Source organism: Sciscionella marina DSM 45152, assembly GCF_000379465.1.
In the GTDB taxonomy this organism is placed as follows: Bacteria; Actinomycetota; Actinomycetes; order Mycobacteriales; family Pseudonocardiaceae; genus Sciscionella; species Sciscionella marina.
Map to the genome: position 1 here is coordinate 508,845 of NZ_KB905392.1, position 25,293 is coordinate 534,137.

21 protein-coding genes are annotated in these 25,293 nt (G+C 69.9%); 1 reads left to right on the top strand and 20 read right to left on the bottom strand.

Features of this window, described 5'->3' with window-relative positions; genetic code table 11:
- Positions 1 to 15: 15 nt before the first annotated feature.
- The 20 genes from ileS to mraZ form a co-directional block, all read right to left on the bottom strand.
- Positions 16 to 3,195: an isoleucine--tRNA ligase gene (gene ileS / locus A37U_RS0119430; RefSeq protein WP_020498335.1), complete on the bottom strand. Its 3,180-nt coding sequence runs from the start codon at positions 3,193 to 3,195 to the stop codon at positions 16 to 18.
- Positions 3,196 to 3,422: 227 nt separating this feature from the next.
- Complete coding sequence (locus A37U_RS52975) at positions 3,423 to 4,328, bottom strand: hypothetical protein (RefSeq protein ID WP_020498336.1); 906 nt, start codon at positions 4,326 to 4,328, stop codon at positions 3,423 to 3,425.
- A gap of 80 nt (positions 4,329 to 4,408) precedes the next feature.
- Complete coding sequence (wag31, locus tag A37U_RS0119440) at positions 4,409 to 5,290, bottom strand: DivIVA-like cell division protein Wag31 (protein ID WP_026197382.1); 882 nt, start codon at positions 5,288 to 5,290, stop codon at positions 4,409 to 4,411.
- A 37-nt stretch (positions 5,291 to 5,327) separates the two neighbouring features.
- Positions 5,328 to 5,612 carry a YggT family protein gene (locus A37U_RS0119445; protein WP_020498338.1) on the bottom strand — a complete coding sequence of 95 codons (285 nt, stop codon included), beginning with the start codon at positions 5,610 to 5,612 and terminating at the stop codon, positions 5,328 to 5,330.
- 20 nt (positions 5,613 to 5,632) lie between these two features.
- Positions 5,633 to 6,217, bottom strand: a complete 585-nt coding sequence (locus A37U_RS0119450; RefSeq protein ID WP_020498339.1) for a cell division protein SepF — start codon at positions 6,215 to 6,217, stop codon at positions 5,633 to 5,635.
- A 63-nt stretch (positions 6,218 to 6,280) separates the two neighbouring features.
- The gene (locus A37U_RS0119455) at positions 6,281 to 7,015 is read right to left on the bottom strand and encodes a YggS family pyridoxal phosphate-dependent enzyme (RefSeq protein WP_020498340.1); all 735 of its coding nucleotides are present in this window, start codon (positions 7,013 to 7,015) and stop codon (positions 6,281 to 6,283) included.
- Positions 7,012 to 7,716, bottom strand: a complete 705-nt coding sequence (gene pgeF / locus A37U_RS0119460) for a peptidoglycan editing factor PgeF (protein ID WP_020498341.1) — start codon at positions 7,714 to 7,716, stop codon at positions 7,012 to 7,014. Before pgeF ends, A37U_RS0119455 begins: the two co-directional genes overlap by 4 nt.
- A gap of 9 nt (positions 7,717 to 7,725) precedes the next feature.
- Complete coding sequence (ftsZ, locus tag A37U_RS0119465; RefSeq protein ID WP_020498342.1) at positions 7,726 to 9,078, bottom strand: cell division protein FtsZ; 1,353 nt, start codon at positions 9,076 to 9,078, stop codon at positions 7,726 to 7,728.
- Positions 9,079 to 9,276: 198 nt separating this feature from the next.
- Positions 9,277 to 10,008, bottom strand: a complete 732-nt coding sequence (locus tag A37U_RS0119470) for a cell division protein FtsQ/DivIB (protein ID WP_020498343.1) — start codon at positions 10,006 to 10,008, stop codon at positions 9,277 to 9,279.
- A gap of 13 nt (positions 10,009 to 10,021) precedes the next feature.
- Positions 10,022 to 11,407 carry a UDP-N-acetylmuramate--L-alanine ligase gene (gene murC / locus A37U_RS0119475; RefSeq protein ID WP_240437627.1) on the bottom strand — a complete coding sequence of 462 codons (1,386 nt, stop codon included), beginning with the start codon at positions 11,405 to 11,407 and terminating at the stop codon, positions 10,022 to 10,024.
- Positions 11,408 to 11,454: 47 nt separating this feature from the next.
- The gene (gene murG, locus A37U_RS0119480; RefSeq protein WP_020498345.1) at positions 11,455 to 12,579 is read right to left on the bottom strand and encodes an undecaprenyldiphospho-muramoylpentapeptide beta-N-acetylglucosaminyltransferase; all 1,125 of its coding nucleotides are present in this window, start codon (positions 12,577 to 12,579) and stop codon (positions 11,455 to 11,457) included.
- Positions 12,576 to 13,985 (bottom strand): putative lipid II flippase FtsW, encoded by a 1,410-nt coding sequence (ftsW, locus tag A37U_RS0119485; protein ID WP_020498346.1) that lies wholly within the window; start codon positions 13,983 to 13,985, stop codon positions 12,576 to 12,578. Before ftsW ends, murG begins: the two co-directional genes overlap by 4 nt.
- An 8-nt stretch (positions 13,986 to 13,993) precedes the next feature.
- Entirely contained in the window at positions 13,994 to 15,331 is a 1,338-nt protein-coding gene (gene murD / locus A37U_RS0119490; RefSeq protein WP_040588017.1) for a UDP-N-acetylmuramoyl-L-alanine--D-glutamate ligase, read from the bottom strand.
- Positions 15,313 to 16,392 (bottom strand): phospho-N-acetylmuramoyl-pentapeptide-transferase, encoded by a 1,080-nt coding sequence (mraY, locus tag A37U_RS0119495; RefSeq protein WP_020498348.1) that lies wholly within the window; start codon positions 16,390 to 16,392, stop codon positions 15,313 to 15,315. The genes murD and mraY overlap by 19 nt, the downstream gene beginning before the upstream one ends.
- Complete coding sequence (locus A37U_RS0119500) at positions 16,389 to 17,882, bottom strand: UDP-N-acetylmuramoyl-tripeptide--D-alanyl-D-alanine ligase (RefSeq protein ID WP_020498349.1); 1,494 nt, start codon at positions 17,880 to 17,882, stop codon at positions 16,389 to 16,391. Before A37U_RS0119500 ends, mraY begins: the two co-directional genes overlap by 4 nt.
- 56 nt (positions 17,883 to 17,938) lie before the next feature.
- On the bottom strand, positions 17,939 to 19,507 hold the full coding sequence (locus A37U_RS0119505) for a UDP-N-acetylmuramoyl-L-alanyl-D-glutamate--2,6-diaminopimelate ligase (RefSeq protein ID WP_020498350.1): 1,569 nt from the start codon (positions 19,505 to 19,507) through the stop codon (positions 17,939 to 17,941).
- A 128-nt stretch (positions 19,508 to 19,635) separates the two neighbouring features.
- Complete coding sequence (locus A37U_RS0119510) at positions 19,636 to 21,525, bottom strand: peptidoglycan D,D-transpeptidase FtsI family protein (RefSeq protein ID WP_026197384.1); 1,890 nt, start codon at positions 21,523 to 21,525, stop codon at positions 19,636 to 19,638.
- Positions 21,526 to 21,570: 45 nt separating this feature from the next.
- A complete protein-coding gene (gene ftsL, locus A37U_RS44310; RefSeq protein ID WP_020498352.1) occupies positions 21,571 to 22,209 on the bottom strand; it encodes a cell division protein FtsL in 639 nt (212 codons plus the stop codon).
- Positions 22,209 to 23,177: a 16S rRNA (cytosine(1402)-N(4))-methyltransferase RsmH gene (gene rsmH / locus A37U_RS0119520; protein WP_020498353.1), complete on the bottom strand. Its 969-nt coding sequence runs from the start codon at positions 23,175 to 23,177 to the stop codon at positions 22,209 to 22,211. The genes ftsL and rsmH overlap by 1 nt, the downstream gene beginning before the upstream one ends.
- A gap of 128 nt (positions 23,178 to 23,305) precedes the next feature.
- Positions 23,306 to 23,737, bottom strand: coding sequence for a division/cell wall cluster transcriptional repressor MraZ (gene mraZ / locus A37U_RS0119525; RefSeq protein WP_026197385.1), 432 nt, complete (start codon positions 23,735 to 23,737; stop codon positions 23,306 to 23,308).
- 470 nt (positions 23,738 to 24,207) lie between these two features.
- Here mraZ and A37U_RS0119530 point away from each other — a divergent pair, with 470 nt between their 5' ends.
- Complete coding sequence (locus A37U_RS0119530; protein WP_020498355.1) at positions 24,208 to 25,293, top strand: AAA family ATPase; 1,086 nt, start codon at positions 24,208 to 24,210, stop codon at positions 25,291 to 25,293.

The window sequence follows — 25,293 nt, forward strand, 5'->3', positions numbered from 1 at the left end:
TGCCCGCAACCGGGCTCAGCCGACCTTGCTGACCCGTGCGGTGATCTCGACTCCCTCGCCGACGGTTCCGGTGAACCCTTCGGCCCCGGCGGCGTACTCGACCGCGTCGGCGAGGGTTTCACTGCGCAGGAATTCCTCGTGCGCCCGGATTTCCCCGGCGACATCGGCGGGCGCGGCGAGGGTGACGGTGATCCGGTCGGAAACGTCGAGACCGGCATCCTTGCGGGCCTGCTGCACCACGCGCACCGCGTCCCGTGCGGTGCCCTCGGCGCGCAGTTCCGGGGTGACCTCGGTATCCAGCACGACCAGCCCGGCACCGCCCGGCAGGGCCGCGGTGGCGCCGCTGTCCGTGGCCACGAGTTTGCGCTCGTACTCGCCTTCCACCAGCGGAATCCCGGCGGCGACCACGGCGCCCTCGGTGTCGAGTTCCCACTCCCCCGCCTTGACCGCCTTGATCACCCGCTGCACGTCCTTGCCGAGCCGCGGCCCGCAGGCTCGTGCGTTCACCGCGAGCTCGAAATGCCCGTGTGCGGCCACATCCGTGTCCAGCTCGACAGACTTGACGTTGACCTCCTCGCGGATCTGGTCGAGAAAACCGCTCAACCGTGCGGAATCCTCGGCGGCCACGGTGAGTTTCGCCAGCGGCAGCCGCACCCGCAGCTTGCCCGCCTTGCGCAGGGACAGCGCGGTCGAGACCACGGCCCGTGCCTCGTCCATCCCGGCCACGAGTTCGGCGTCCGCGGGCAGTTCCGCGGCCCGTGGGTAATCGGTGAGGTGCACCGAACGCTGCCCGGTCAGCCCGCGCCACACCACCTCGGTGGTCAGCGGGAGCAACGGGGCGATCGCGCGGGTGGTCACCTCGAGCACCGTGTGCAACGTGTCGATCGCGTCCCCGTCGCCCGACCAGAACCGGTCCCGGGAGCGCCGCACGTACCAGTTGGTCAGCGTCTCCAGGAAGTCGCGGACTTCTGCACACGCCCCGGAGATGTCGAAGGCGTCCATGGACTCCGTCAGATCCCGCACCAGATCGTGGGTCTTGGCGAGGATGTAGCGGTCGAGCACGTGCGCCGAATCGGCGCGCCACTGCCCCGGCCGGTCCGCGGCGTTCGCGTAGAGGGCCAGGAAGTACCAGCTGTTCCACAGCGGCAGCACGGACTGGCGCACCGCCTCGCGGATCCCGCGCTCGGTGACGATCAGGTTGCCCCCGCGCAGGATCGGCGAGGACATCAGGAACCAGCGCATCGCGTCCGAGCCGTCCCGCTCGAACACCTCGGTGACCTCGGGGTAGTTCCCCTTCGACTTGGACATCTTCTGCCCGTCGTCGCCGAGCACGATGCCGTGCGCGAGGCAGGTGCGGAACGCGGGCCGGTCGAACAGCGCGGTGGCCAGCACGTGCATCAGGTAGAACCAGCCGCGGGTCTGGCCGTTGTACTCGACGATGAAATCGCACGGGTAGTGGTGCTCGAACCAGTCCCGGTTCTCGAACGGGTAATGCACCTGCGCGAACGGCATCGACCCGGACTCGAACCAACAGTCGAGCACTTCGGGAACCCGGCGCATGGTGGAGTTCCCGGTCGGGTCGTCCGGGTTGGGCCGGGTCAGCTCGTCGATATAGGGACGGTGCAGATCGACGGACCGCACCCCACTGTGTTCATCGTTTCGGGTCGCAAGCTCCCCGAAATCACGCTCCAGCTCGTCCAGCGAGCCGTACACATCGGTGCGCGGGTAGCGCGGATCATCGGAGACCCACACCGGGATCGGCGAGCCCCAGTACCGGTTGCGGGAGATGGACCAGTCGAGCGCCCCGGCGAGCCAGTTGCCCATCTGCCCGTCCCGGATGTGCTCGGGAACCCAGGAGATCTCCTGGTTCAGCTCCACCATCCGATCGCGGAACCGGGTCACGGCGACGAACCAGGAGTCCACCCCGCGCTGGATGAGTGCATTGTCGCAGCGCCAGCAGTGCGGGTAGGAGTGATCGTAGGTCTCCCGCCGGAACAGCCGCCCGGCCGCCTTGAGATCCGCCATGATGGGCAGGTTCGCGTCGAACACGTGCATGCCCTCGTACGGCGGCACTTCGGCGCTGAACTCGCCGTGCGCATCCACCGGGGTCGCCGCGACGATGTCCGCGGCGTCGGTGACCTGTTTGTCGATCTCACCATAGGCGGGGGCGATGTGCACGATCCCGGTGCCGTCCTCGGTGCTGACGTAGTCGGCCAGCAGCACCTGGTGCGCGTTGCGCCGCCCCGCGTAGAAGTCGAACGGCGGAGTGTAGGACAGTCCGGCCAGCTGGGCGCCGGTGTATTCGGCGAGCACCTCGGGTTCCTCGCCGAGTTCGCGGGCGTAGGCGGCCAGCCGGTCCCGGGCGAGCAGGTATTTCGCCTCCCCCGCGCGCACCACGACGTAATCGACCTCCGGGTGCACGGCGGCGGCCAGGTTGGCGGGCATGGTCCACGGGGTCGTGGTCCACACCAGGATGCCGACACCGTCGAGTTCGGGCCGGTCCGGGGCCACGATCGGCAGGGTGACCGTGATGGCCGGATCCTGGCGCGGCCGGTAGACCTCGTCCATCTTGGTCTCGGTGTTGGACAGCGGGGTCTCGCACCGCCAGCAGTACCACAGCACCTTGAAGTCGCGGTACACCAAACCTTTGTCCCACAACGACTTGAACGCCCAGATCACCGATTCCATGTAGTCGGTGTCCAAGGTCTTGTAATCGTTGTCGAAGTCCACCCAGCGCGCCTGGCGGGTGACGTACTCCCGCCATTCGTTCGTGTAGCGCAGCACGTTGTCCCGGCACGCCTTGTTGAACGCGGCGATGCCCATTTCCTCGATCTCGTTCTTGTGCTTGATCCCGAGATCTTTCTCGGTGGAGATCTCGGCGGGCATGCCGTGGGTGTCCCAGCCGAACCGGCGCTCGACCCGGCGGCCACGCATCGTCTTGTAGCGCGGCACGATGTCCTTGACGTAGCCGGTCAGCAGGTGCCCGTAGTGCGGGAGGCCGTTGGCGAAGGGAGGACCGTCGTAGAAGACGAATTCGTTGGAGCCGTTCTCCCCCGCCGGGCGTGCCTCGACGCTCGCGCGGAAGGTGTCGTCGGCGGCCCAGTAGTCGAGGATCTCCTGCTCGAGCTCCCCGAAAACCGCCTGGGAGGGCACCGATTCGGCGCCAGCTCGTGGGTAGCGTTGTTCGGCGGACATGGGTGATGCGCTCCTAGCAGTAGTCGTGCCCGTACTCAATTCTCGTACGGGGACGACACTGTGGCCGCGGTACCACCCCGTTTGCGCGCCTCCTGCCCGGCTGCGCGCCACTCGATGGCCGGCTGTCTCGGGCCGGACCCGTCCGGTTCTACTGGGAGCCCGGCTGGGCTCTGTTCTTCCGGAGACTCCCCGGTGATGGCCGGATCTACGTCAGTTGTTCCAGGATATCAACCGTGCTTGGCGCGGGAGCGGGCGGCGAGTACCCGGTCCGGGCCGCAGATGCCGCACGGGGTGAAGCCGAGATCGCGGGCCTCGCGCACCGGAAGGGGAATCGTGTCCCGCTCGCCGAGCCAGCCGCAGGCGGTGAGGTGATACCGCGGCCGCTCGTCGATGACCACGACCTCGTCCTCGAGTTCGGTGACCGTGAGGAGATCGGCCGCGTCGGTCTCCTCCTCGCCCGGCTCCACATCGTCAAGATCGTCGCGCACCTGTTCGCTCCCCGTCTCACGCCCGCCGTCCCCGGCGGTCTCGCTCGCCGCTTCCCCGGATTCGTCCGCCCCGGATTCGTCCACCCCGGTCGATTCCGGTTCGGCCGGTTCCGGCTCCGCCGGTGCCGACTCGGTCGATTCCGATACCGCTGATTCCGCTGTCGCCGGTTCCGATGCCGCTGGTTCCGGCCCGGCGCCGTCCGATCCGGCCACCGGGAGCACGGTCGTCGCCACGGTCTCGGTGGCGGGCCGCTCGATCTCCCCGGTTTCGCCGGCCTCATCCCCACCGGCGGTGTGTTCTTGGCCGCTGTCTTGCCCGGACTCGCCAGGCTCGGCCAGGACCTCGGTGGCCTCGCCGGCTGCCGGTTCCGCAGCGGCGGTGTCCGGGTCCCCGGTCGCCTCGGTGCCCGCGGGCTCCGCCATCGCCCCGGTGTCCGCGGCGTCTCCGGGAACCGGTTCCGGTTCGGGCTGCCCCTCCGGCTCTCCCCGGCCGGAGCGCCTGCGGAGCACATCGACCACGAGCACGATCGCGGCCAGGACGCTCGCTCCGATGGAGAGCCAGGCGAACAGGCCGTAGCCGACGGCCAGCGAAGCGACGAGCAGCCCAAGCGCGATGATCACGAGGGCGAGGACAATGATCAACACTTGGCCTGCCTACCAGCGAGCGTGGCCCGACGCCAGTGACGACGCCGAGCCACGCTCAAATCGATGACGAACCGAAAAACCTATCCCGCTTCGGCCCGTGGGCTGCCGAACGAGTACCCACCCTGCTGCGAGCCGGACTGGTTGCCTTCCGAGGGTGCGGCAGGCGCACGGTTGTCCAGATCACGCAGGCTGGATTCGAGCATGGTCTTCAACCGCGTGCGGTATTCGCGTTCGAAGGTACGCAGCTTCTCGATCTCCTGATCGAGCGCGTTCTTCTCCTTCGTGGCCTGTCCGATGACCTCGGTGTGCTTGCGCTGTGCTTCGCGCTCGAGCGAGGTGGCCTTCTCCCTGGCCTGCCGCTCGACGGTCTCCGCGCGGGTGCGCGCCTCGTTCAGCATGGTCTCCGCGCGGGTGCGCGAGTCGTTGACCATGGTGTCCGCCTTGGCGCGTGCTTCGGAGAGCAGTTGCTCGGACTTGGTCCGCGCCTCGGAGAGCATCTTGTCCGACTCGGACTTGGCCTCACCGGTGAGCCGGTCGGCCATCTCCTGGGCGAGTCCGAGCACCTTGGCCGCCTGGACGTGATGGTCACCACCCTGACCGGCCGCGCCCGCCAGTGCCGCCGCCGCGCTCGCGGGGCCGCCGGCACCCGGCTGCTGCGCCTGCGTCTGCTCGAGCGCACCTGCCGGGGGCACCGTGGAGAGCCTGCGGGGCTCTTCGGCGCGCTGCTGCGGGGCCGCTGCCGCCGCCTTGCGTGCCTCGTCCGCTTCCGAACGCGCCTGCTCGAGCTGCGTGTCGAGCTGCTCGATCTGCTGGCGCAGTTCGGTGTTCTCCTGGGTGAGCTGGGCAAGCTCGGACTCCACGAGGTCGAGGAATGCGTCAACCTCGTCCTCGTTGTAGCCGCGCTTCCCAATGGGCGGCTTACTAAACGCGACGTTGTGCACGTCCGCGGGGGTTAACGACATCAGATCACCTCACGCGCTCCATAGCTGCACGCACCCTTCACCCCGGGTACGACCACCGCATCCCGATGAACACGGCGAACAGCAGCACCATAATAGATAGGTCCAGTCCGACGCCCCCGATCCGCACCATAGGAATCAACCTACGAAGCAGCTTCACCGGAGGGTCCGTCATTGTGTAGATCGTTTCCAGCGTGATCGCAACCCCTCCGGCCGGACGCCAATCCCGCGCGAACGAACGCGTGAGTTCGACGATGATCCGGCCGGTGAGCAGCACCCAGTACCCGAAGAGCACGTAGTAGAGCACCAGCCGGAAGAGGTCCACGGGGTAACTCTACCTTTTCGTTATCTACGACCGAAGTACCCACCCTCGGCGATCCGCCGCTTGTCCTCCGCGGTGACGTCGATATTGGGCGGTGACAGCAGAAAAACCTTACTTGTGATCTTGTCGATGTCCCCGCGCATGGCGAACGCGAGGCCGACCGCGAAGTCCACCAGCCGCCTGGCGTCCGCGTCCTCCATCTCGGTGCAGTTCATGATCACCGGGGTGCCGTCCCGGTACGGCTCGCCGATCTTGCGGGCCTCGTTGTAACTGTGCAGGTGCACCGTGGTGATCTTGGACAGCGGCAGTTCCTCCGGAACCGGCGGGGCCGCAGGGACCGCGCGGATCCTCGGCACCGGCTCGGGCTGGGGCTCCATGGCCAGCGAACCGCGAACCGGCGTGCGGGACGCTGCGGCCGACTCCCAGGGCCGCGGCGCGGGGCGCACCGGTTCGTAGTCGTCCTCGTAGTCGTCCCGGAACTCGTGGTGGTAGCGGTCGACGGGCGCGCGCCGGTCCCGGTAGTCGTGCGCGAACTCGTCGGAGTAGTCGTCGACCTCGTCCGCGGGAATCATGCCGAAGTAGGCCTTCAGCTTCCGTAGTGTGCTCATGGCCCTCCCGCCACTTACCTCGCCCGATAGCGGCCGCAGGGCCGTGGCCTACCGCGCGATCTCTTACTCTTCCGGGGAGATTAGTGCCCGTTCGCCGAGCAATGCGGTTCCGACACGCACGCATGTCGAGCCGTGCGTGATCGCGGCCTCCAGATCGCCGCTCATCCCCGCCGAGAGTCGGGTGGCATCCGGATGTTCGGCACGGAACGCCTCGGCGAGCGTGGCGAGCCGGGCGAAGGCCGGCTCGGGTTCGGCGTCCAGTGGGGCGACCGCCATCAGGCCGCGCAGCCGCAGTGCGTCCGTGCCCGCGACCGCGGCGGCGATCTCCGGGATCTCCCCCGGCGCGCAACCGCCCCGCCCCGGCCGCTCGTCCAGGCAGACCTGGACGAGCACATCCAGTGCCGCGGTACGCTCCCCAGCCTCGAGCGCGTTGCCGGTCGCCCGCTCCAATGCCCCGGCCAGCCGCACCGAGTCCACCGACTGCACCTCATCGGCCCAGCGGACCACCGAGCGCGCCTTGTTGCGCTGCAGCTGGCCGACCATGGACCAGCGAACCCCGGTTTCCGGGTGTTCCCTGGTGAACTCCTCGACCTTGACCGCGGCGTCCTGGCCCCGGTTCTCCGCGAAGGCGCGCAGGCCGAGCTCGGCGAGCAGCACGTTGTCGCTGGCCGGGAAGGTCTTGGTGACGGCGAGCAGTTCGACCTCGGCGGGAGCACGGTCCGCCGCGGCACAGGCCCGGTCGAGTCGGGCCCGGACATCCGCGAGGTTCGCCTCGAGCGTGCCGAGCCGCCCGGTCACGGCTCGATCCAGGTGAGCGCGGCGAGCCTGCCGGTGGGCGCGGTCCTGCGGTGGCTGAACAGGGTGCCCTCCTCCACGGTGCACCGTGGGTCCGCACCGACCTTGCCGACGCCGAGCTGGGTGAGCTGTCGCAGCAGCCCGGCCCGCAGATCCAGCCCCGGGGTGCCGCGGCGGGTGGTGCACGCGCTGCCCGGGAGGCGTTCCTCCACCTCGGCGCGCATCGGTTCGGGCACCTCGTAGCAGGCGCCGCAGACCGAGGGCCCCAGCAGCGCCTCGGTGTCCCCGGCACGCGCACCGAGCCCGGTCATGGCCTCGACCGCGGCACGGAGCACGCCGGCACGCGCACCGACCCGGCCCGCGTGCACGGCGGCGACCACTCCGGCCCGCGGATCACCGAGCAGGATCGGCACACAGTCGGCGACCAGCGCGATCATGGCCAGCCCCGGTTGCGCGGTGACCACCGCATCGCTGGCCTCGACCGGTTCGGCGCGCGGACCGTCCACCACGGTCGCCGTCCTGCCGTGCACCTGTTCCATCCACACGAGCCGGTCCTCGGTGAGGCCGAGCTCGGTGGCCAGCCGCGACCGGTTGGCCGCGACCGATTCCGGGTCGTCGCCGACGTGATCGCCGAGGTTGAAACTCGCGTACGGCGACTTCGAGACGCCGCCTTCGTTCGTGGTGACTATCCGACGGATCCGCACCTGGCGAGTCTATCGGCGCATGAACGGCGGAACGTCCACCTCGTCGCTGTCCTCATCGGTCACCGGGACGGCGTTCGGCATGGTCGTCCCGCTGGTGGGCAGTTCGCCACCACGCGAACCCTGGCCCGGCTGCTGTTGGCGCTGCGCGGGATCACCCATCACATTGCCCTGCACCGGAGTGCTGCCCATCGGGTTGGAGTCCTGGCGCGGGAACGGCTGCGGGGTGGGCGCCTGCACGGTGGGCGGCTCGGTGACCCCGGCGCCGTTGGCCGTGGCCTCGGGTGCCGCGCCACCGGCCGGAACACCGTTGCCCTGTGGCGCGGGCTGACCGGTCGCGCCGCCCTGCTGGGCCTCACCTTGCTGCGGGGCCTGCTGGCGGGCGATCGCCTGCGGTTCGAGCTTCTTGTGCGTCGGGGTGCCACTGTCGAACCCGGCCGCGATCACCGTGATACGGACCTCGTCGCCGAGCGAATCGTCGATGACGGTACCGAAGATGATGTTCGCCTCGGGGTGCGCGGCCTCCTGCACCAGCGAGGCGGCCTCGTTGATCTCGAACAGCCCGAGATCCGAACCACCCGAGATGGCCAGCAGTACCCCGTGCGCCCCGTCCATGGAGGCTTCGAGCAGCGGGGAGTTGATGGCCTTCTCCGCGGCCTGCACGGCCCGGCCCTCACCGCGCGCCGAACCGATGCCCATCAGCGCCGAACCCGCCTGCGACATCACGCTCTTCACGTCGGCGAAGTCGAGGTTGATCAGCCCGGGCGTGGTGATCAGGTCGGTGATGCCCTGGACACCGGAGAGCAGTACCTCGTCCGCGTTGCGGAAGGCGTCCATCAGGGACACGCCCTGGTCGCCGAGCTGCAGCAGCCGGTCGTTCGGGATCACGATGAGCGTGTCGCACTCGTTGCGCAGGTCGGTGACCCCGGTTTCGGCCTGATTGCCACGCCGCTTGCCCTCGAAGGTGAACGGGCGGGTGACCACACCGATGGTGAGGGCGCCGAGCTTGCGCGCCACCGAAGCCACGACGGGCGCCCCGCCGGTCCCGGTTCCACCGCCCTCGCCCGCGGTCACGAACACCATGTCCGCGCCCTTGAGGACCTCCTCGATCTCCTCCCGGTGGTCCTCGGCGGCACTGCGCCCGACCTCGGGATCGGCCCCGGCACCGAGACCGCGGGTGAGCTCCCGGCCGATGTCGAGCTTGACATCCGCATCGGACATCAGCAGTGCCTGCGCGTCGGTGTTGATCGCGATGAACTCGACGCCCTTGAGGCCGACCTCGATCATCCGGTTGACGGCGTTGACGCCGCCGCCGCCGATGCCGACGACCTTGATCACCGCGAGATAGTTTTGCGGGGGTGTCATCGACGTCCGCCCTCCTGCGTTGCTTGACCGTGTACCGCGAACAAAACCTTTGACCTCTAGTTAAGACTTAGGGCCGGATCAACCCCGTAGGTCATCGAAAGACGCTATGCAGCGCGCCCGGTTCGGTAAAGCAGCCACGCCGTGCGAGGGCGAATCCCGGTGACAACACAGCACCGAAGCGAGACTCGTCCCGGCCACTCAGCCCCCGGAGACGGTCGGCATATCGGGTGTCGCCACGTCGTAGATCTTGCCCTTGCGGGTGAGCAACGCGGCGAGCACCTTGTTCTTGCGGTCGTTGTCGACGTTTCCGCCCCACTTCACGGTTTTCCCGTCGCGCAGCACCAGTTCCACGTCGTCCGGGGAATTGGCCGTGACCGCCGCGGTCTTGGCCCGCAGCTGCGGGGTGATCCGCCCGGCGACCCCGAGCGCCGCGCGCACCTTCAGATCACCCGGCTGCACCGGGCCGACCCGCAGTTCCATCTCACCCCCGGGTGGTTTCGGCGCGCTGGCGAACGGAACCCCGTTCGCATCGATGAGCTGCACGGAGCCGTCCGCGCCCCGGGTCCAGGCCGCCGGGCTGCGTTCGGTGATCCGGATGTCGATGGTGGAGGGCCAGGAACGGGAAACCTCCGCGGTTTTCACCGGAGCCAGTCCGGTCACCCGGTCCGCGATCGCCCCGGTGTCCGCGCCGAACATCGAGGAACCCGGTTCCACGTTCGCGGTCCTGCGGACCAGATCGGCGGACACCCGGGAATTCCCGCTCACCGCGACCGAGCCGACGGTGAACAGCGGGGTGAAGAACAGCACGATGAGGATCGCCAGCACCAGCAGCACGATCCCCAGCGCGACGAGCCGTCTGGTGCGGATGCGCCCGCGCGTGGGCCCGTCGGGGCGCCTGCTCGGTGCCCGCCGCGCGCTGGTTGCCGTCATGCCGTCCGGTCCCTCACTCGCTCGTTCCCTCTGCGACCCGTTCCAGGGCGGCGAGCAGGTCGGAGCCGAGCATGGTGACGTTGCCCGCGCCCATGGTCAGCACCAGATCACCGGGACGGGCGCGCTCCACCACGAGGGCGACGGCCCGCTCGAACGAGGGCTCGAAGTGCACCTTGTCCTCGGGCAGCGGCACCTGCGCGGCGATGATCCCGCCGTTGACCCCGGGTTCGGGTTCCTCGCGCGCCCCGAACACGTCCAGCACCACGACCTCGTCGGCCTTACCGAGCGCGGCACCGAACTCCGCGGCGAAGTCCCGAGTCCTGGAGTACAGGTGCGGCTGGAAGACCACGATCAACCTGCCCTCGCCGACCACCAGCCGGGTCGCGGTCAGCTGAGCGTCCACCTTCGTCGGGTTGTGCGCGTAGTCGTCGTAGATCCGCACCCCGGCCACGCGGCCCTTGAACTCGAACCGCCTGCGCACCCCGCTGAACGCGGCGAGCCCGTCGAGCAGCCCGTCCAGTTCGGCGCCCAGCTCCAATCCGGCCAGCAGGGCCCCGGCCGCGTCCAGTGCCATGTGTTCACCGGGCACCGAGACCCGCAGGTCGACCTGTTCGCTGCCGATCCGGACCACGACCGAGCCACCGCCGGCCCGTTCGGCCCCGTCCCCGGGAACCGGATTGAACTCCGCGAGGATCGCGTCCTGCTCACCGCTCGCGGAAAACCCGTAGCGGCGCACCCGGATGCCGCGCTGTTCGGCGCGCTCGGCCAGTGCCGCGGAACCGGGATCGTCCGCGCAGGCCACCAGCACTCCCCCGGCGGCGAGATGCCCGAGGAACTGGTCGAACACCTCCACGTAGGCCGCCGTGCTGCCATGGTGGTCGAGATGGTCCGCCTCCACATTGGTGACCACGGCGACCGAGGGGCTGAAGGACAGGAAGGAGCCATCGGACTCGTCGGCCTCGGCGACGAACACCCCGCCCTCGCCGTGATGTGCGTTCGCCCCGGACTCGTTGAGATCCCCGCCGATCGCGAAGGAGGGATCGAGCCCGCAGTGCTGCAGCGCCACGGTCAGCATCGAGGTGGTCGAGGTCTTGCCGTGCGTCCCGGTCACGCACGCCACCCGATGGCCCTCCATCAGCGCGGCGAGCGCCTCGGCCCGGTGCAGCACGGTGAGCCCGCGCCTGCGCGCCTCGGCCAGTTCCGGATTGGACTCCTTGATCGCGGTGGACACCACGACGATCCGGGCTCCCCCGTCGAGCTGGTCGAGATTCTCCGCGGCCTGCCCGATCGCGATCCGGGCGCCTTGCGCACGCAAGGCGAGTACGGTGCGGGATTCCTTGGCGTCCGAACCGGAAACGTGGGCACCGCGGGCGACGAGAATGCGGGCGATCCCGCTCATCCCGGCGCCGCCGATCCCGATCAGGTGGACGTTGTCGAGTGGTGGATTCACGAGACCTCTCCGAGAACCATGTCCGCGAGGACATCGGCGGCCTCCCGGTGCCCGGTTCGCGTTGTCGCCGCGGTCATGCCCGCGAGGCGCTCGGGATCGGTGAGGATGCCGGTGACGAGTTCGGTGACCTTGCCCGCGGTGAGCGCCTCGTCCTCGACGAGCACCGCGGCGCCCGCGTCCACGGCCGGGCGTGCGTTGTTCGCCTGTTCCCCGTTGCCGTGCGGGAGCGGGACGTACACCGCGGGCAGCCCGAGTGCGGAGACCTCGGCCACGGTCATCGCCCCGCTGCGGCACAGCACCGCGTCGGCGGCGGCGTAGGCGAGGTCCATGCGTTCCAGATACGGCGTGGTCACATAGGCGGGTGCGCCGGGAACCTGTTGCACGGCAACGGTGTTCTTCGGGCCGTGCGCGTGTAGCACACCGATCCCGGCCTCGGCGAGCCCCGCGGCGGCCGAGGCGACCGCGTTGTTGATGCTGCGCGCGCCCTGCGAGCCGCCGAACACCAGCAGGGTCGGCGCCTCCGGGTCGAGGCCGAAGTGCTCGCGTGCCTTGGCGCGCATGCTGGTGCGGTCCAGCGTGGTGATCGACTCGCGCAGCGGGATACCGATCGGGCGCGCCCCGGGAAGGGTGATCCGGTCGTTCGCGGTCGCCACCTTGGCGGCCATCCGCGCGCCGACCTTGTTCGCGATCCCGGGCGGGATATTGGTTTCGTGCACCACGATGGGTACGGTGCCGCGCGCCGCGAGGTAGGCGGGCAGCGCGACGTAGCCGCCGAACCCGACGAGCACATCGGCTCCGTTCTCGCGCAGCACCGTGCGGGTGTCCCGCACCGCGGCCCGCACCTTGAGCGGGAGGCGGAGCAGTTCGCCGCTGATCTTGCGTGGCATCGGCACCGGTGGGATGAGCTCCAGCTGGTAACCGCGGGCCGGCACGATCGTCTTCTCCAGTCCGCGTTCGGTACCGAGCGCGATGATGCGGGCGTCCGGCCGCTTGCGTTTGATCGCGTCGGCGAGGGCGAGCGCGGGCTCGATGTGTCCCGCGGTGCCGCCACCGGCAAGCACCACGCACGGTGCCTTGCCCTGGGGTGCGTTCTCGCCGTGTCGTGTCGGGGCGGTGCTCACCGCCTGCCTCCTGCTCTGCGTTCGTCTCGGGGCATCCGCCTGTTCGGTTCCCACTTGCTCATATGGGCACGACGATAGCTGTTCGCTCCCGGGCCCGTCGGCGGGCGCTGTGCCTGCCGGGGCGGAGCGCTCGGCCTGGTCGGGGCCCGCTTGCTCGGCGGGGCCTTGTACGGCTCCGGCGCGGGCAGCCGGAGCAGCCTGCCGAAGGTGCCCGGGCCCTGGTTGCGCAGCGCGGACACGGCCTCGGGTTCGTTGCGCGCGCAGTTGGCCAGCACCCCGAACACCGCGAGCGTGACCGCGGCCGAGGTACCACCGTAGGAGATCAGCGGAAGGGTGACCCCGGTGACCGGGAGCAGGCCGATCACGTAGCCGATGTTGATCGCGGCCTGGGTGACCAGCCACACCGTCAGCGAGGCGGAGACCAGGCGGATCCACGGATCGGTGTTGCGCGCGGCGATGCGCAGCCCGGTCCAGGCCAGCAGCGCGAACAGGCCGAGCACCACGGCGCAGCCGAGGAACCCGAGCTCCTCACCGATCAGCGCGAAGATGAAGTCGGTGTTGATATTGGGCAGATAGCCCCATTTCGAGGCGCCCTCGCCGAGACCGCGGCCGAAGAAGCCGCCGTCCGCGAGCGCCTGCAGGGACTGGTTGTACTGCAGACCCGCGCCGCGTGGATCGGCACCCGGATTCAGGAAGGAGAACACCCGTGCCGACCGGTAGGAGGCGGCGAAGGCGAACAGTCCCGCGGCGGCGACCGCGCCCACCAGGATTCCGCCGAACAGCCGCAGCGGGGCACCGACGAACCACAGCAGCGCGAGCAGCACGATGCCGAGCGAGACCGCGCTGCCCATGTCCGGCTGCAGCGCGACAAGGGCGAGCAGCACCAGCGCGACCGGGATGAGCGGCACCAGCAGATGCCGGTAGCGGTGCAGCAGATTGCGCTTGAGCACCAGTACGTGCGCGCCCCACAGGGCCAGCGCCAGCTTCGCCAGCTCGACCGGCTGCACGCCGAACCCGCCGATCCGGATCCAGCCCTTCGAACCGTTCACCGCGGGCGTGAACAGTACGAACACCAGCAACAGCGCGCAGGCCCCGATGAGGATGCCGGACAACCGCCGGATCAGGGACAGCGGGGTGCGCAGGCCGACGTAGAACAGCACCAGGCCGATGCCCATGAAGACGGCCTGCTTGGTGAAGTAGGAGTAGGCGCCGCTGCCCTGCTGCACGGAGAGCGCCGAGGACGAGGAGAGCACCATGATCAACCCGAGCACCATCAGCAGGCACATGATGGCCAGGATCAGGTGGAACGAGGCGAGCGGGCGGGAGAGCCAGGCGGTGAGTGTCTTGCGGGCCCCGCGCAGGAGCTTGCCGAGCGCCTTCGGCCCGGCGTTCGATGTTGTCGCCATGCCGCGGGTTACCTCGTCACGGCCGCCGCGAATGCCTCGCCGCGTTGCTTGTAGTCGGTGAACATGTCCATCGACGCGGCCGCCGGGGCGAGGAGCACGGTGTCACCGGGTTTCGCGAGCGAGCGTGCCGCGGTGACGATCTCGGACATGGTGCGCATGGGATTATCGTGCCCGCTGAAACCCTTCACGACCGGGACCTCGGGCGCGTGTCGGGCAAGCGCGGCCTCGATCTGGTCCGCATCGGCGCCGATGAGCACCGCGGCGCGCAACCGGGAGGCGGCGCGTTCGACCAGTCCGTCCACCGAGGCGCCCTTGAGCAGACCGCCCGCGATCCACACCACGTGCTCGTACGCCCCGAGGGAGGCGGCAGCCGCGTGCGGGTTGGTGGCCTTCGAATCGTCCACGTAGCGGATCCCGTCCCGCTCGGCGACGGTCACCGCGCGGTGCGCGTCCGGGCGGTAGGCGCGCAGCCCTTCGCGCACCGCCCGCGCATCCGCCCCGGCCGCCTGGGCGAGTGCCGCCGCAGCGAGGGCATTGGCCAGGTTGTGCGGTCCCGGCGGATTGACCTCGGCGATGGGGGCGAGCTCGGTCCCGTCCGGGGCGAGCAGGGCCGTTCCGGAGAGCCGGTAGCCGCGTTCCGCCTCCCCCGCGGTGAACGGCATCCGGTTCGCCGCGCGGCCCGCGAGCCTGGCCGACCACTCGTCTCGCGCGTTGTACACGGCCAGCGGTTCGCCGCGGTAGATGGTGCCCTTGGCCTCCGCGTACGCCTCGAGGCCACCATGCCAGTCCAGGTGGTCCTCGGCCACGTTGAGCACCGTCGCCGCGGTCATCCGCAGCGAGTTCGACCAGTGCAGCTGGAAACTGGACAGCTCCACCGCCAGCACCCGGTGGCCCGCCCGGACCGCCTCGATCACCGGCAGCCCGACATTGCCGCAGGCCACCGCGTCCAGTCCGGCGGCGCGCAGCATCGATTCGAGCATGCCCACGGTGGTGGTCTTGCCGTTGGTGCCGGTAACGCCCAGCCAGGTGACCGTGTCCGGGGCGGCCCGCCAGGCCAGCTCGACCTCGCTGATCACCTCGATACCGCGGGCCGCGGCGGCGGCGAGCACCGGTGCGTCCGGGCGCCATCCCGGGCTGGTGACCACGAGCTCGGTGCCCTCCGGAGGTTCGGTGAGCCCGGCCTCGGTGTGCGCGGCGAACTCGCGCAGCCGTTCGGCGTTCGCATCGGTGACGGTCACCTCGGCGCCCGCCTCGGTGAGCGCGGTGACCACCGAGCGCCCGGTCACCCCCGCCCCGGTGACCAGGACCCTCCGTCCGGCGAGGGCGGTCACGCTGCGCTGAGCCATTCCGTGTAGAACACGCTCAGCCCGACGAGCGCGCAGATAGCCGCGAGCAGCCAGAACCGCACGATCACCGTGGTTTCGGCCCAGCCGGCGAGTTCGAAGTGGTGATGGAAGGGCGCCATCCGGAACAGTCGCCGCCGGGTGGTGCGGAACACCGCGATCTGCAGCACCACGGTGATGATCTCCACCACGAACAGGCCGCCGATGATGATCATCAGCAGCTCGGTGCGGGTCACGATGGACAGGCCCGCCACGAGCCCGCCGAGCGCCAGTGATCCGGTGTCCCCCATGAAGATCTTGGCCGGTGCCGCATTCCACCACAGGAATCCGCCGACCGCGCCGAGCGCACCGGCCGCGACGATCGCGAGGTCCTGGGGATCGCGTACCAGGAAACAGCCGGGGGCGAAGCCGACCGTGCAGGAATGGCTGAACTGGAAGAAGGTGATCACGATATAGGTGGTCAGCACCAGCGCGGAGCAGCCACCGGCGAGCCCGTCCAGGCCGTCGGTGAAGTTCACCGCGTTCGACCAGGCCTGCACGGCGAGCACCGCGAAGATCACGAACCCGATCGCGCCGAGCGGGATGATGCTGATGTCCCGGATGAACGAGAGGTTCGTCGAGGCCGGGGTGATCCCGGAACGGTTCGGGAAGTTCATCGCGAGCAGGCCGAAGGCGACCCCGGCGAGCACCAGCCCGATCGTCTTACCCGTCTTGTTCAGCCCGAGGTTGCGGGCCCGGCGCAGGCCGATGAAGTCGTCGAGGAAGCCCACCAGGCCGAGCGCGGTCATCAGGCCGAGTACGAGCAGCCCGGAGATGCTGATCCCCTCGGCGTTGTCCGAGGTCAGCCAGGAGATGAGGTGGGTGATCAGGTAACCGGCCCACGCGGCCGCCACGATCGCCACCCCGCCCATGGTCGGCGTCCCGCGCTTGGACTTGTGTCCCTTCGGCCCCTCATCCCGGATCTCCTGACCGAAGCCCTGCTTGGAGAAGAGCTTGATCAGATACGGGGTGAACAGGATCGACACCACGAGCGCTGCCCCGGCGGCGATCAGGATCCCCTTCACTTCGTGCCTCCATCGGTGGTCGTGGCCGCTGTCGGCTCGGCGAGCACCGCCTCGGCGATGCGCCAGAACCCGAGCGAGTTCGCGGCCTTGATCAATACCACGTCGTGTGGGCGCAGTTGCGCGCGCAGTAGCCGAACGGCGGCATCGGGGTCCTCGACGAACACTGCTTCCTCGCCCCAGGAGCCTTCCATGGTCGCCCCGGTGTGCACCGGCCGCGCCCCCTCACCGACCACGATGAGCTTGGCGATGTCCAGGCGCACCGCCAGTCGCCCGATCTCGTCGTGCAGCCGCGCGGACTCCGTGCCGAGTTCGGCCATCGCGCCGAGGACCGCGATCGTCCGGCGCGGCGGCGTGGCCGAGCGTCCCATGGTGGCCAGCGACTTCAGCGCCAGCCGCACCGCCTCCGGGCTCGCGTTGTAGGCGTCGTTGACCACGAGCACGTCATCGGCACGGGTACGGACCTCCATCCGCTTGCCCGAACGCGGTGTCGCGCTACGCAGCGCCTCGCCGATCCCCGCGATCCCGGCCCCGGCGGCGTGCGCCACGGCGGCGGCCGCGAGCGCGTTCGGCACCTGGTGGCCGCCGTGCAGGGCGAGTGCGACCTCGGCGCGCCCGTCCGGGGTGACGAGGGTGAACCGGGCCCTGTCGAGCTCGTCGGCGCGGATGTCCTCGGCGCGCACCTCGGCGTTGTTCCCGGTGCCGAAGCTCAGCACCCGGGCCCGGGTCGCCATCGCGGACACGTAGGGGTCGTCGGCGTTGAGTACCGCGGTCCCGTCCGCGGGCAGCGCGGCGGGCAGCTCTCCCTTGGCTTCCGCGATCGCCTCCCGGGAACCGAACTCGTCCACGTGCGAGGTGCCGACGTTGAGCACCGCGCCGATCGAGGGAGTGGCGATCCGGCACAGGTTCGCGATGTGCCCGGCCCCGCGCGCGGCCATCTCGAGCACCAGGAAGCGGGTGTCGTGGTCGGCGCGCAGCACCGTCCACGGCACCCCGATCTCGGCGTTGAACGAGCCGGGCGGGGTCACGGTGGGGCCGAGCGGTTCGAGCAGCTGGCCGATCAGGTCTTTGGTCGAGGTCTTGCCGGCCGATCCGGTCACCCCGATCACCCGCAGCCCGTCTGCTGCCAGTTCGGCGGCCACGTGCGCGGCGAGCGCGGCCATCGCGGCGAGCACCGCGGCCCCGCTGCCGTCGGTATCGGCCTCGAGCGCGTAGATCCCGCTGATCCCGCTGTTCGCCGAGGCGGGCGGCACGATCACCGCGGGCGCGTCCACCGCACGCGCGGCCAGCACCCCGCTCGCACCCGCTTCGATCGCCTTCGCGGCGAAGGTGTGCCCGTCCACCCGTTCCCCGGGCAGCGCCACGAACAGACCGCCGTGGCTGAGCTTGCGCGAGTCGAACTCCACGGTCCCGGTGACCGTCTCGGAACCGTCCGCCCGGTGCAGCCTGCCGCCGACGATCTCGGCGATGCGTGCGAGTGTCAGTTCGATCAACTACTCGGCCCCTGTCGCTCTCTTGGTCCCCGCGCCCTCGATCCCTGCGCTCTCGGTCACTGTGCCCTCCTGATCGCCGCTTCGAGCTCGTCCCGGTCCGAGAACGGGTGCACGACACCCTCGATCTCCTGACCGGTCTCGTGCCCCTTTCCCGCGACGACGAGGACATCCCGTTCCCCGGACCGGCTCACCGCCTCGGTGATCGCCGCGCGCCGGTCCCCGATCTCGAGCACCTCGCCGCGCTCGCCGACGGGCACCCCGTAGGCGCCCTCGAGCATCGCCTTCCTGATGGTGGACGGGTCCTCGGAGCGCGGGTTGTCGTCGGTGACCACGAGCACATCCGCCATCCGCGCGGCGACCGCGCCCATCTGCGGGCGCTTGCCCCGGTCCCGGTCCCCGCCGCAGCCGAGCACCACGAGGATCCGCCCGCCGGAGCCGGCCCGCTCCAGCTGGGTGCGCACCGCGCCGATCGCGAACTCCACGGCCGCGGGCTTGTGCGAGTAGTCCACGACCGCGGTGAACGACTGGCCCGCGTCCACCCGCTCCATCCGGCCGGGCACATCCACCGAGGAGAGCCCGTGCGCGATGTCGCCGACCGGGACACCCGCCGAGTAGAGCACGGCCGCGGCCAGGATCGCGTTCGCGACGTTGTACGAACCGGGAAGGCGCAGCTGCACCTCGAAATCCACCATCGGCCCGTGCGCGATGAAGGACTGCCCGCCGTCCGGCAGGGATCGCACCCGCGAGGCGGACCACAGCGCGTCCGGCCCGTCTTCAGTGCTGCGCACGGTGATGGTGCCGGGCCGGACCAGCCGCCTGCCCCATTCGCCGTCCACGTTCACGATCTCGGTTCCCGAGCGCCCGTCGAACAGCTTCGCCTTGGCCTGGAAGTAGTCCTCCATGTCCCGGTGGAAATCCAGGTGATCCTGGGAGAGGTTGGAGAAAGCACCCACCGCGAACCTGATCCCGCCGACCCGGTGCATCACCAGCGAGTGGCTGGACACCTCCATGGCCACATCGGTGACCCCGCGCTCCACCATCACCGCGAGCAGCGCCTGCATGTCCGGCGCCTCCGGAGTGGTGAACGCGCTCGGCAGCCGCTCCCCCGCGACCCTGGTCTCCACGGTTCCCACGAGCCCGGTGGTCCGGCCGGCCGCGGCGAGCCCGGCCTGGACCAGGTAACTGGTCGTCGTCTTGCCCGAGGTGCCGGTGACCCCGAGCACGGCGAGGTGCTCGGAGGGGTTGCCGTACACCTGGGCGGCCAGCTCACCGAGCACGGCGCGCGGGTCTTCGTGCACCAGCACCGGCAGCCCGGTACCGGTGACCTCCTCGAGCACGGCGCCCGAGGGATCGGTGAGGATGGCCGCGGCCCCACCGCGGTGCGCCGCGTCGGAGAACTTCCCGCCGTGCACGTTCGCCCCGGGCAGCGCCGCGAACAGGTCCCCGCCGAGCACGTGCTGCGCCCGCAGGGTCACCCCGGTGACGAGCGCGTCCGCGGTGCCGTTCAGCCGCGCGCCCGCCGCGGCCGCCAGGGCGCCGATGTCCACCGGCGTCGTCCGGGCAGGCCGGGGTGGTGGCGCGGCGACCTTGCCGACCCCTGCCGCGCTGGCGAGCTTGTTCACCACATGAATTCCCTGCTGTTGCTGCTACCGCACGGAGAATGTCCGTGTGCGCGCAAAGGTTACCGGCGAGCCGATCGCGCGCCGTGCTCGCCTCGGCGAGTCGGCGGCGATCGGCCCTGGACCGCCGGTGATCAGTTGAGTACGAACTTTACCTTCGGGGTCGGGCCGTCGGAGAGCCGCACGTTGTAGCGCTGCGTCAGGTACGAGCCGAGGTCGTGGAACAGCGGTGCCGCGGTCTGCCCACCCTGACCGGTCGGCCGGTCGAGCATGATCGCCGCGACGAACCGCGGGTGGTCGGCCGGGAGCAGTCCGGCGAACGTGGTCGTCTGCTCCGACTGCGAGTATTTCCCGGTCTTCGGATCGACCTGCTGCGCGGTCCCCGTCTTCCCCGCGACCTGGTAACCGTCCAGTGCCGCCGAGGGCGCGGTGCCCTCGTTCGGCGAGGGCGCCTTCTGGGTGACCGAGCGCAGCATGCCGACCAGTTGCTTGGCGGCCTGCTCCCCGATGACCCGGGTCCCCTTCGGGGATTTGTGCTCGACCACCTTGCCGTCCGGTCCGGTGGTGGACTGGATGATCCTGGGCGGGATCCGCACCCCGCCGTTCGCGATCGCCTGGTAGGCGCTGGCCATTTGCAGCGTGGTCATCGAGTAGCCCTGACCGAACGGCAGGTTGCCGAAGGTGCTCGCCGACCAGCTCTTGCGTGAGGGCAGGAATCCCGGGCTCTCCCCGGCGAGTTCGATCCCGGTTCGCTGCCCGATGCCGAACTTCTTCAGGTACTGCTCGAACTTCTCCGGGCCGAGCCGGTTGGCGATCTTGAGGATGCCGACGTTGGAGGACTTCGCGAGGATTCCGGTGAAGGAGAACCGCTGCGTCGGGTGCGACCAGTCGTCGTGCACCGTCCGGTCGGCGACCTTGACGCTGCCCGGAACGGTGACCACGTCGTCGGGTTTGACGACGCCTTCCTGCAGCGCGCCCGCCGCGGTGATCGCCTTGCCGACCGAACCCGGCTCGAACGGTGAGGAGATCGCCGGATCACCCATGTTGTTCGAGTTCAATGTGGACGGATCGTTCGGGTCGTAGTTCTTGTCATCGGCGAGCGCGACGACCTTGCCGGTCTTCACATCCAGCACGGCGATCGAACCGCCGCGGGCCTTGACCTTGTCCCGGTACTCGTCGAGCAGCTGCTGCGTCTTGTACTGCACGTCCTCGTCGAGGGTCAGCTTCACGTCCATGCCCGGGACCGCCGGGCGCACATCCCGCTCGGTGCCCGGGATGACCACATCGCTTCCGTTCCCGGTGTCCACCTCGCGGCGGCCGTCCTTACCGGCGAGCTTGGTGTTGAGCGCGTGCTCGAGCCCGGTGAGCCCCTGCATCCCCGGCGGCTTCTGGTCCTTGCGCCAGCTCGCCATGCCGACCACGTTGGCCGCCACGCTTCCCGCGGGGTACCGGCGCATGGAGCGCTTTTCCTGCCCGATGTCCGGGAACTTCTCCCGGATCTTGGTGGCGACCTGCGGGTCGACCTTCTCGTCGAGGTAGGTGAAGGTGCGGTCGGAACGCAGCCGGGCGAGGACGTCCTGCTCGTTGAACTGATCTCCGAGCTGCTGCTTGAGGAACCCGGCGATGTCCGCGGCGTGCTGGTCGTAGGAGACCGCCTTGCCACCGCTCTTGGCGAGCTTGCCCTGCGCCTCGTCCCAGGTGCCGCGCATCGCCTTCGGCCGGGCGGTCAGTGCGACCACATCCACGGAGAAGGCCATCTTGGTGCCCTGCGCGTCGGTGATCGTGCCGCGCTTGGCCGGGATCGAGACCGGGGTGATGCGCTGATCCTCCGCGGCGGAGGCCAGCTGTGGCCCGTCGAAGGCCTGCACCTTGACCAGCTGCACGGTCGCGAGCACGAGGGCGCCGACCAGCAGCACCCGTCCCACGATGATGCGTGCCGGCCTGCGCGTCTTGTCCGCTCGGGACAGCGCGCGCGAGATCGACGCCTTGCGTACGCCGATACTGCCTCGCGTTCGTCCTGGCATGGGGACCTCCCTCCCTCTGGCCTTTGTGGACCGCTAGCGATTCGGCTACTGACCTGCCGGTGGCCGCGCGCCACCCGCCACGTTGTCCCCGTTGTCGGCAGGGGCCGCGTTGTCCGTCGGTGCCCCGCCCGGGCTTTCGCCCCCAGCGGCCTTGGCGGGATCCTCCGCGGGTTTCGGTTTCCCGATCAGCTTGACCTTGCCGTTCTTGTCGACCAGCAGGTGCGCCGGATCGGTGGCCGGAACCATGCCGAGCTGCTTGGCCCGCTGTGCCAGCGAGGTGGCCGAGTTGGCCTCGGCGACCTGCTGCTGCAGGCTTTCCCGCTGCTGACCGAGCGAGGTCGTGGTGTCCTTGAGCTTCTCGAGACGGTAGGAGTCCGCCGTCGCCTGCGTGGACAACCACAGCGTCGCGCCGACCCCCGCGACGAGCAGTGCGATGAGCAGGACGACGAACGAGGCGGTGGAAGCACTCGCCGCGGCCACCCTCGTCCGGGCCGCGGGCTTCGCCTGGCGCGGCTGGCGCACCGGGTGGGTGCGGTGCAGCAGCTTCTGCGAATGCTCGAAACGTTGCGCTCGCCGGGCATACGCCTTCGTCGCGGCCGCCGAACGGGGCCGTGCCCCGGTTCTCCTGGTACCGGCCGTGCCGCGGGTACCCGTCCTGGTTCCTGGTGCGGTACTCGTCGTCATCAGCGTGCCTTTCCGCTCTCGGGAAGTTTCTCGGCCGCGCGCAGCCGCACCGAGGCCGCGCGCGGATTGTGGGCGCACTCCTGCTCCCCTGCCTGCTCGGCACCACGCGTGACCAGCCGCAGGCTCGGCCCGTGTCCGGGCAGTTCGACCGGAAGCCCCTCCGGTGTCCTCGACCGGGCCCGCCCGGCAAGCTCGCGCTTGACGATGCGGTCCTCGAGCGAGTGGTAGGACTCGACGACGATCCGGCCCCCCGGGGCGAGCGCGTCGAGTGCCGCGGGCAATGCCGTGCGCAGCACCTCGAGCTCCGCGTTGACCTCGATGCGCAGCGCCTGGAAGGTGCGCTTGGCCGGGTGCCCTCCGCTGCGCCTGCTGGCCGCGGGCAGCACCCGGTAGAGCAGTTCCACCAGCCGTGCGCTCGTCTCGAACGGAGCCCGTTCGCGTTCGGCGAGCACCGCCGAGGCGATCTTGCCCGCGAACCGCTCTTCCCCGTACTCGCGCAGGATCCTGGCGAGCTCGCCGTGCGGATAGGTGTTCAGCACCTCCGCGGCGGTGATCCCCTGCTCCGGATCCATCCGCATGTCCAGTGCAGCGTCCTTGGCGTAGGCGAATCCCCGCTCGGCCGCGTCCAGCTGCAACGAGGAGACCCCGAGATCGAACAGCACCCCGCGCAGCTCGTTCCCGGTCCGCCCGGCTTCCTCGGCGACCCTGCCGAACTCGTCGAACCGCGCGTGCACGCCCTGGAAGCGGGCCCCGAATCCCGCCAGACGTGCACGCGCGCGTTCGAGTGCGCTCATATCCTGGTCGACCCCGAACACCGTGAGACCGGGAAACCTCTCCAGCAGCGCCTCGGTGTGCCCGCCGAGGCCGAGGGTGCAGTCGACGAGCAGCGCGCCGGGCTCGTCGAGCGCGGGTTCGAACAGCTCGAGTACCCGCTCGAGCAGCACCGGCTCGTGCGTGTACCCGGTCACCGTGGTTCCCTTCGCCGGCTCCCCGCCGATGCGCTGTGGTCTCGGTCCGCCGCCGTTACCTGACGCCGGGGAAGTTGCGTCAGGGCCCGTGCACGAGCGGACAGAGACCACAGCGCACCGCGAGCGCGTCAGAACACGCCTGGGAGCACCTCCTCCTGCGCTTGCGCGTAGGAGTCCTCGTGTTCGTCCTGATAGCGCTGCCAGGCCTCGGCGTCCCAGATCTCCAGCCGGGTGACCGCACCGATCACCACGCACTCCTTCGCCAGCCCCGCATAGCGGCGCAGCTCCGTCGCGATGGAGATCCGCCCCTGACCATCCGGCCGCTGCTCGTCCGTCCCGGCGAACAGGTACCGCTGGTAGGCGCGCACCGCCTCGTTGGTGAAGGGCGCTTCCGCGACCTTGCGTGCCATCTGTTCGAACTCGTCGCGGGGAAACACGTACAGGCAGTGATCCTGTCCCTTGGTGATCATGAGCCCGCCCGCGAGGGCGTCCCTGAACTTCGCGGGCAACGTCAACCTGCCCTTGTCGTCCAGACGCGGGGTGTGCGTACCGAGGAACACCGGCACTCACCTCCGCGCAGCTCCGGCAACCAGCGACCGATCCGTCCGCCACCGCGTTGCCCCACATGTCACCACTGTACCCCACGATCGACCACCGTCAACCGCTCCCACTCGGTATACCGCATCGAAGGAATCGCGTCCATGCAGGCCAGCGCGGTGGGGGCGAAGTGGGGGAAACGCGCCCTAGCCCGCGCCCCGAGGCCCCATCCGAGGCTTCCCCCACCGCCCACCACCGGAAAAACCGCAGGTCACGCTCGACCCACGGAAGTCAGTGGTGCGAAACAGGGGGCAAAGTGGGGAGCGTGGTGGAGCCCGTGGTGGGGACTCGTGGGGCGGGAGGTGGTGGCGTTCACCTGCGCGGTGCGGGAACCTGAGAGCAGTACGTGGGCGGGATTCGTCGCGAATCGCCTTCGGGCCACAATTGACGGGCGCACTGCCAGCACACCAGGGTCGGCAGACAGGAGGGTCGAGTGACGACGAGTCCGAGGACGGGTACCGACGACGGAGTCCTCGGCAGGCACGAGCACCTGCCGGTCGGCGAACCCGGCGCACACGCGGGCGCCGGGATCGACGGTGCCGGGTTCGAGGGCATCGACCGGGAGACGATCGAGGACGTCCGCTCGGTCGCCGGACGGATCGGCGCCAATGTGGAGCGCGTGCTCGTCGGCAAGCCCGAGGTGGTCCGGATCGCGCTGGTGACCCTGCTTTCCGAAGGGCACCTGCTGGTCGAGGATGTGCCCGGGGTCGGCAAGACCTCGCTGGCCAAGGCACTCGCCCGGTCGATCGACTGCTCGGTCTCCCGCATCCAGTTCACCCCGGACCTGCTGCCCAGCGACGTGACCGGGGTGTCCATCTTCAACCGCTCGACCGGAGACTTCGAGTTCAGCCACGGTCCGGTGTTCGCGAACCTGGTGGTGGGCGACGAGATCAACCGGGCCTCCCCGAAGACCCAGTCCGCGCTGCTCGAGTGCATGGAGGAACGCCAGGTCACGGTGGACAACACGACCTATCTACTCGACCGCCCGTTCATGGTCGTGGCCACCCAGAACCCGATCGAGATGGAGGGCACCTACGCGCTGCCGGACGCCCAGCGCGACCGGTTCGCGGCGCGCGTCTCGATCGGTTATCCGGACCCGAGCGCCGAGCTCGCGATGATCGACGAGCACTCCGGGCACGACCCGCTCACCGAGCTCGGCCCGGTCTCGGATGCCGCGCAGGTGCGTTCGCTGATCGCGGCGACCTCCCGGGTGTTCCTGGCAGGCGAACTGCGCCGGTACGCGATCGAACTGGTCGGGGCCACCCGGCGGCTCGCCGAACTGCGCCTCGGTGCCTCCCCGCGCGCCACGCTGCACCTGGTGCGGGCCGCCCGGGCACACGCCGCGCTTTCCGGGCGGGAGTACGTGGTCCCGGACGACCTGCAGGCCATCGCAGTCCCGGTACTCGCGCACCGGCTCGTGCTCACCCCCGAGGCGGCCGCGGCCCGCCGCTCCCCCGGTGAGCTCGTGCGCGCGCTGCTCGGCAAGATCCCGGTACCGCACGCACCGGCAAGGCGATGA

Excerpts from the sequence above, each read along its gene's own strand:
- ileS (WP_020498335.1), bottom strand. The coding sequence starts at position 3,195 with ATGTCCGCCGAACAACGCTACCCACGAGCTGGCGCCGAATCGGTGCCC.
- wag31 (WP_026197382.1), bottom strand. The coding sequence starts at position 5,290 with ATGTCGTTAACCCCCGCGGACGTGCACAACGTCGCGTTTAGTAAGCCG.
- A37U_RS0119450 (WP_020498339.1), bottom strand. The coding sequence starts at position 6,217 with ATGAGCACACTACGGAAGCTGAAGGCCTACTTCGGCATGATTCCCGCG.
- ftsZ (WP_020498342.1), bottom strand. The coding sequence starts at position 9,078 with ATGACACCCCCGCAAAACTATCTCGCGGTGATCAAGGTCGTCGGCATC.
- A37U_RS0119470 (WP_020498343.1), bottom strand. The coding sequence starts at position 10,008 with ATGACGGCAACCAGCGCGCGGCGGGCACCGAGCAGGCGCCCCGACGGG.
- murC (WP_240437627.1), bottom strand. The coding sequence starts at position 11,407 with ATGAGCGGGATCGCCCGCATTCTCGTCGCCCGCGGTGCCCACGTTTCC.
- ftsW (WP_020498346.1), bottom strand. The coding sequence starts at position 13,985 with ATGGCGACAACATCGAACGCCGGGCCGAAGGCGCTCGGCAAGCTCCTG.
- murD (WP_040588017.1), bottom strand. The coding sequence starts at position 15,331 with ATGGCTCAGCGCAGCGTGACCGCCCTCGCCGGACGGAGGGTCCTGGTC.
- A37U_RS0119510 (WP_026197384.1), bottom strand. The coding sequence starts at position 21,525 with ATGCCAGGACGAACGCGAGGCAGTATCGGCGTACGCAAGGCGTCGATC.
- ftsL (WP_020498352.1), bottom strand. The coding sequence starts at position 22,209 with ATGACGACGAGTACCGCACCAGGAACCAGGACGGGTACCCGCGGCACG.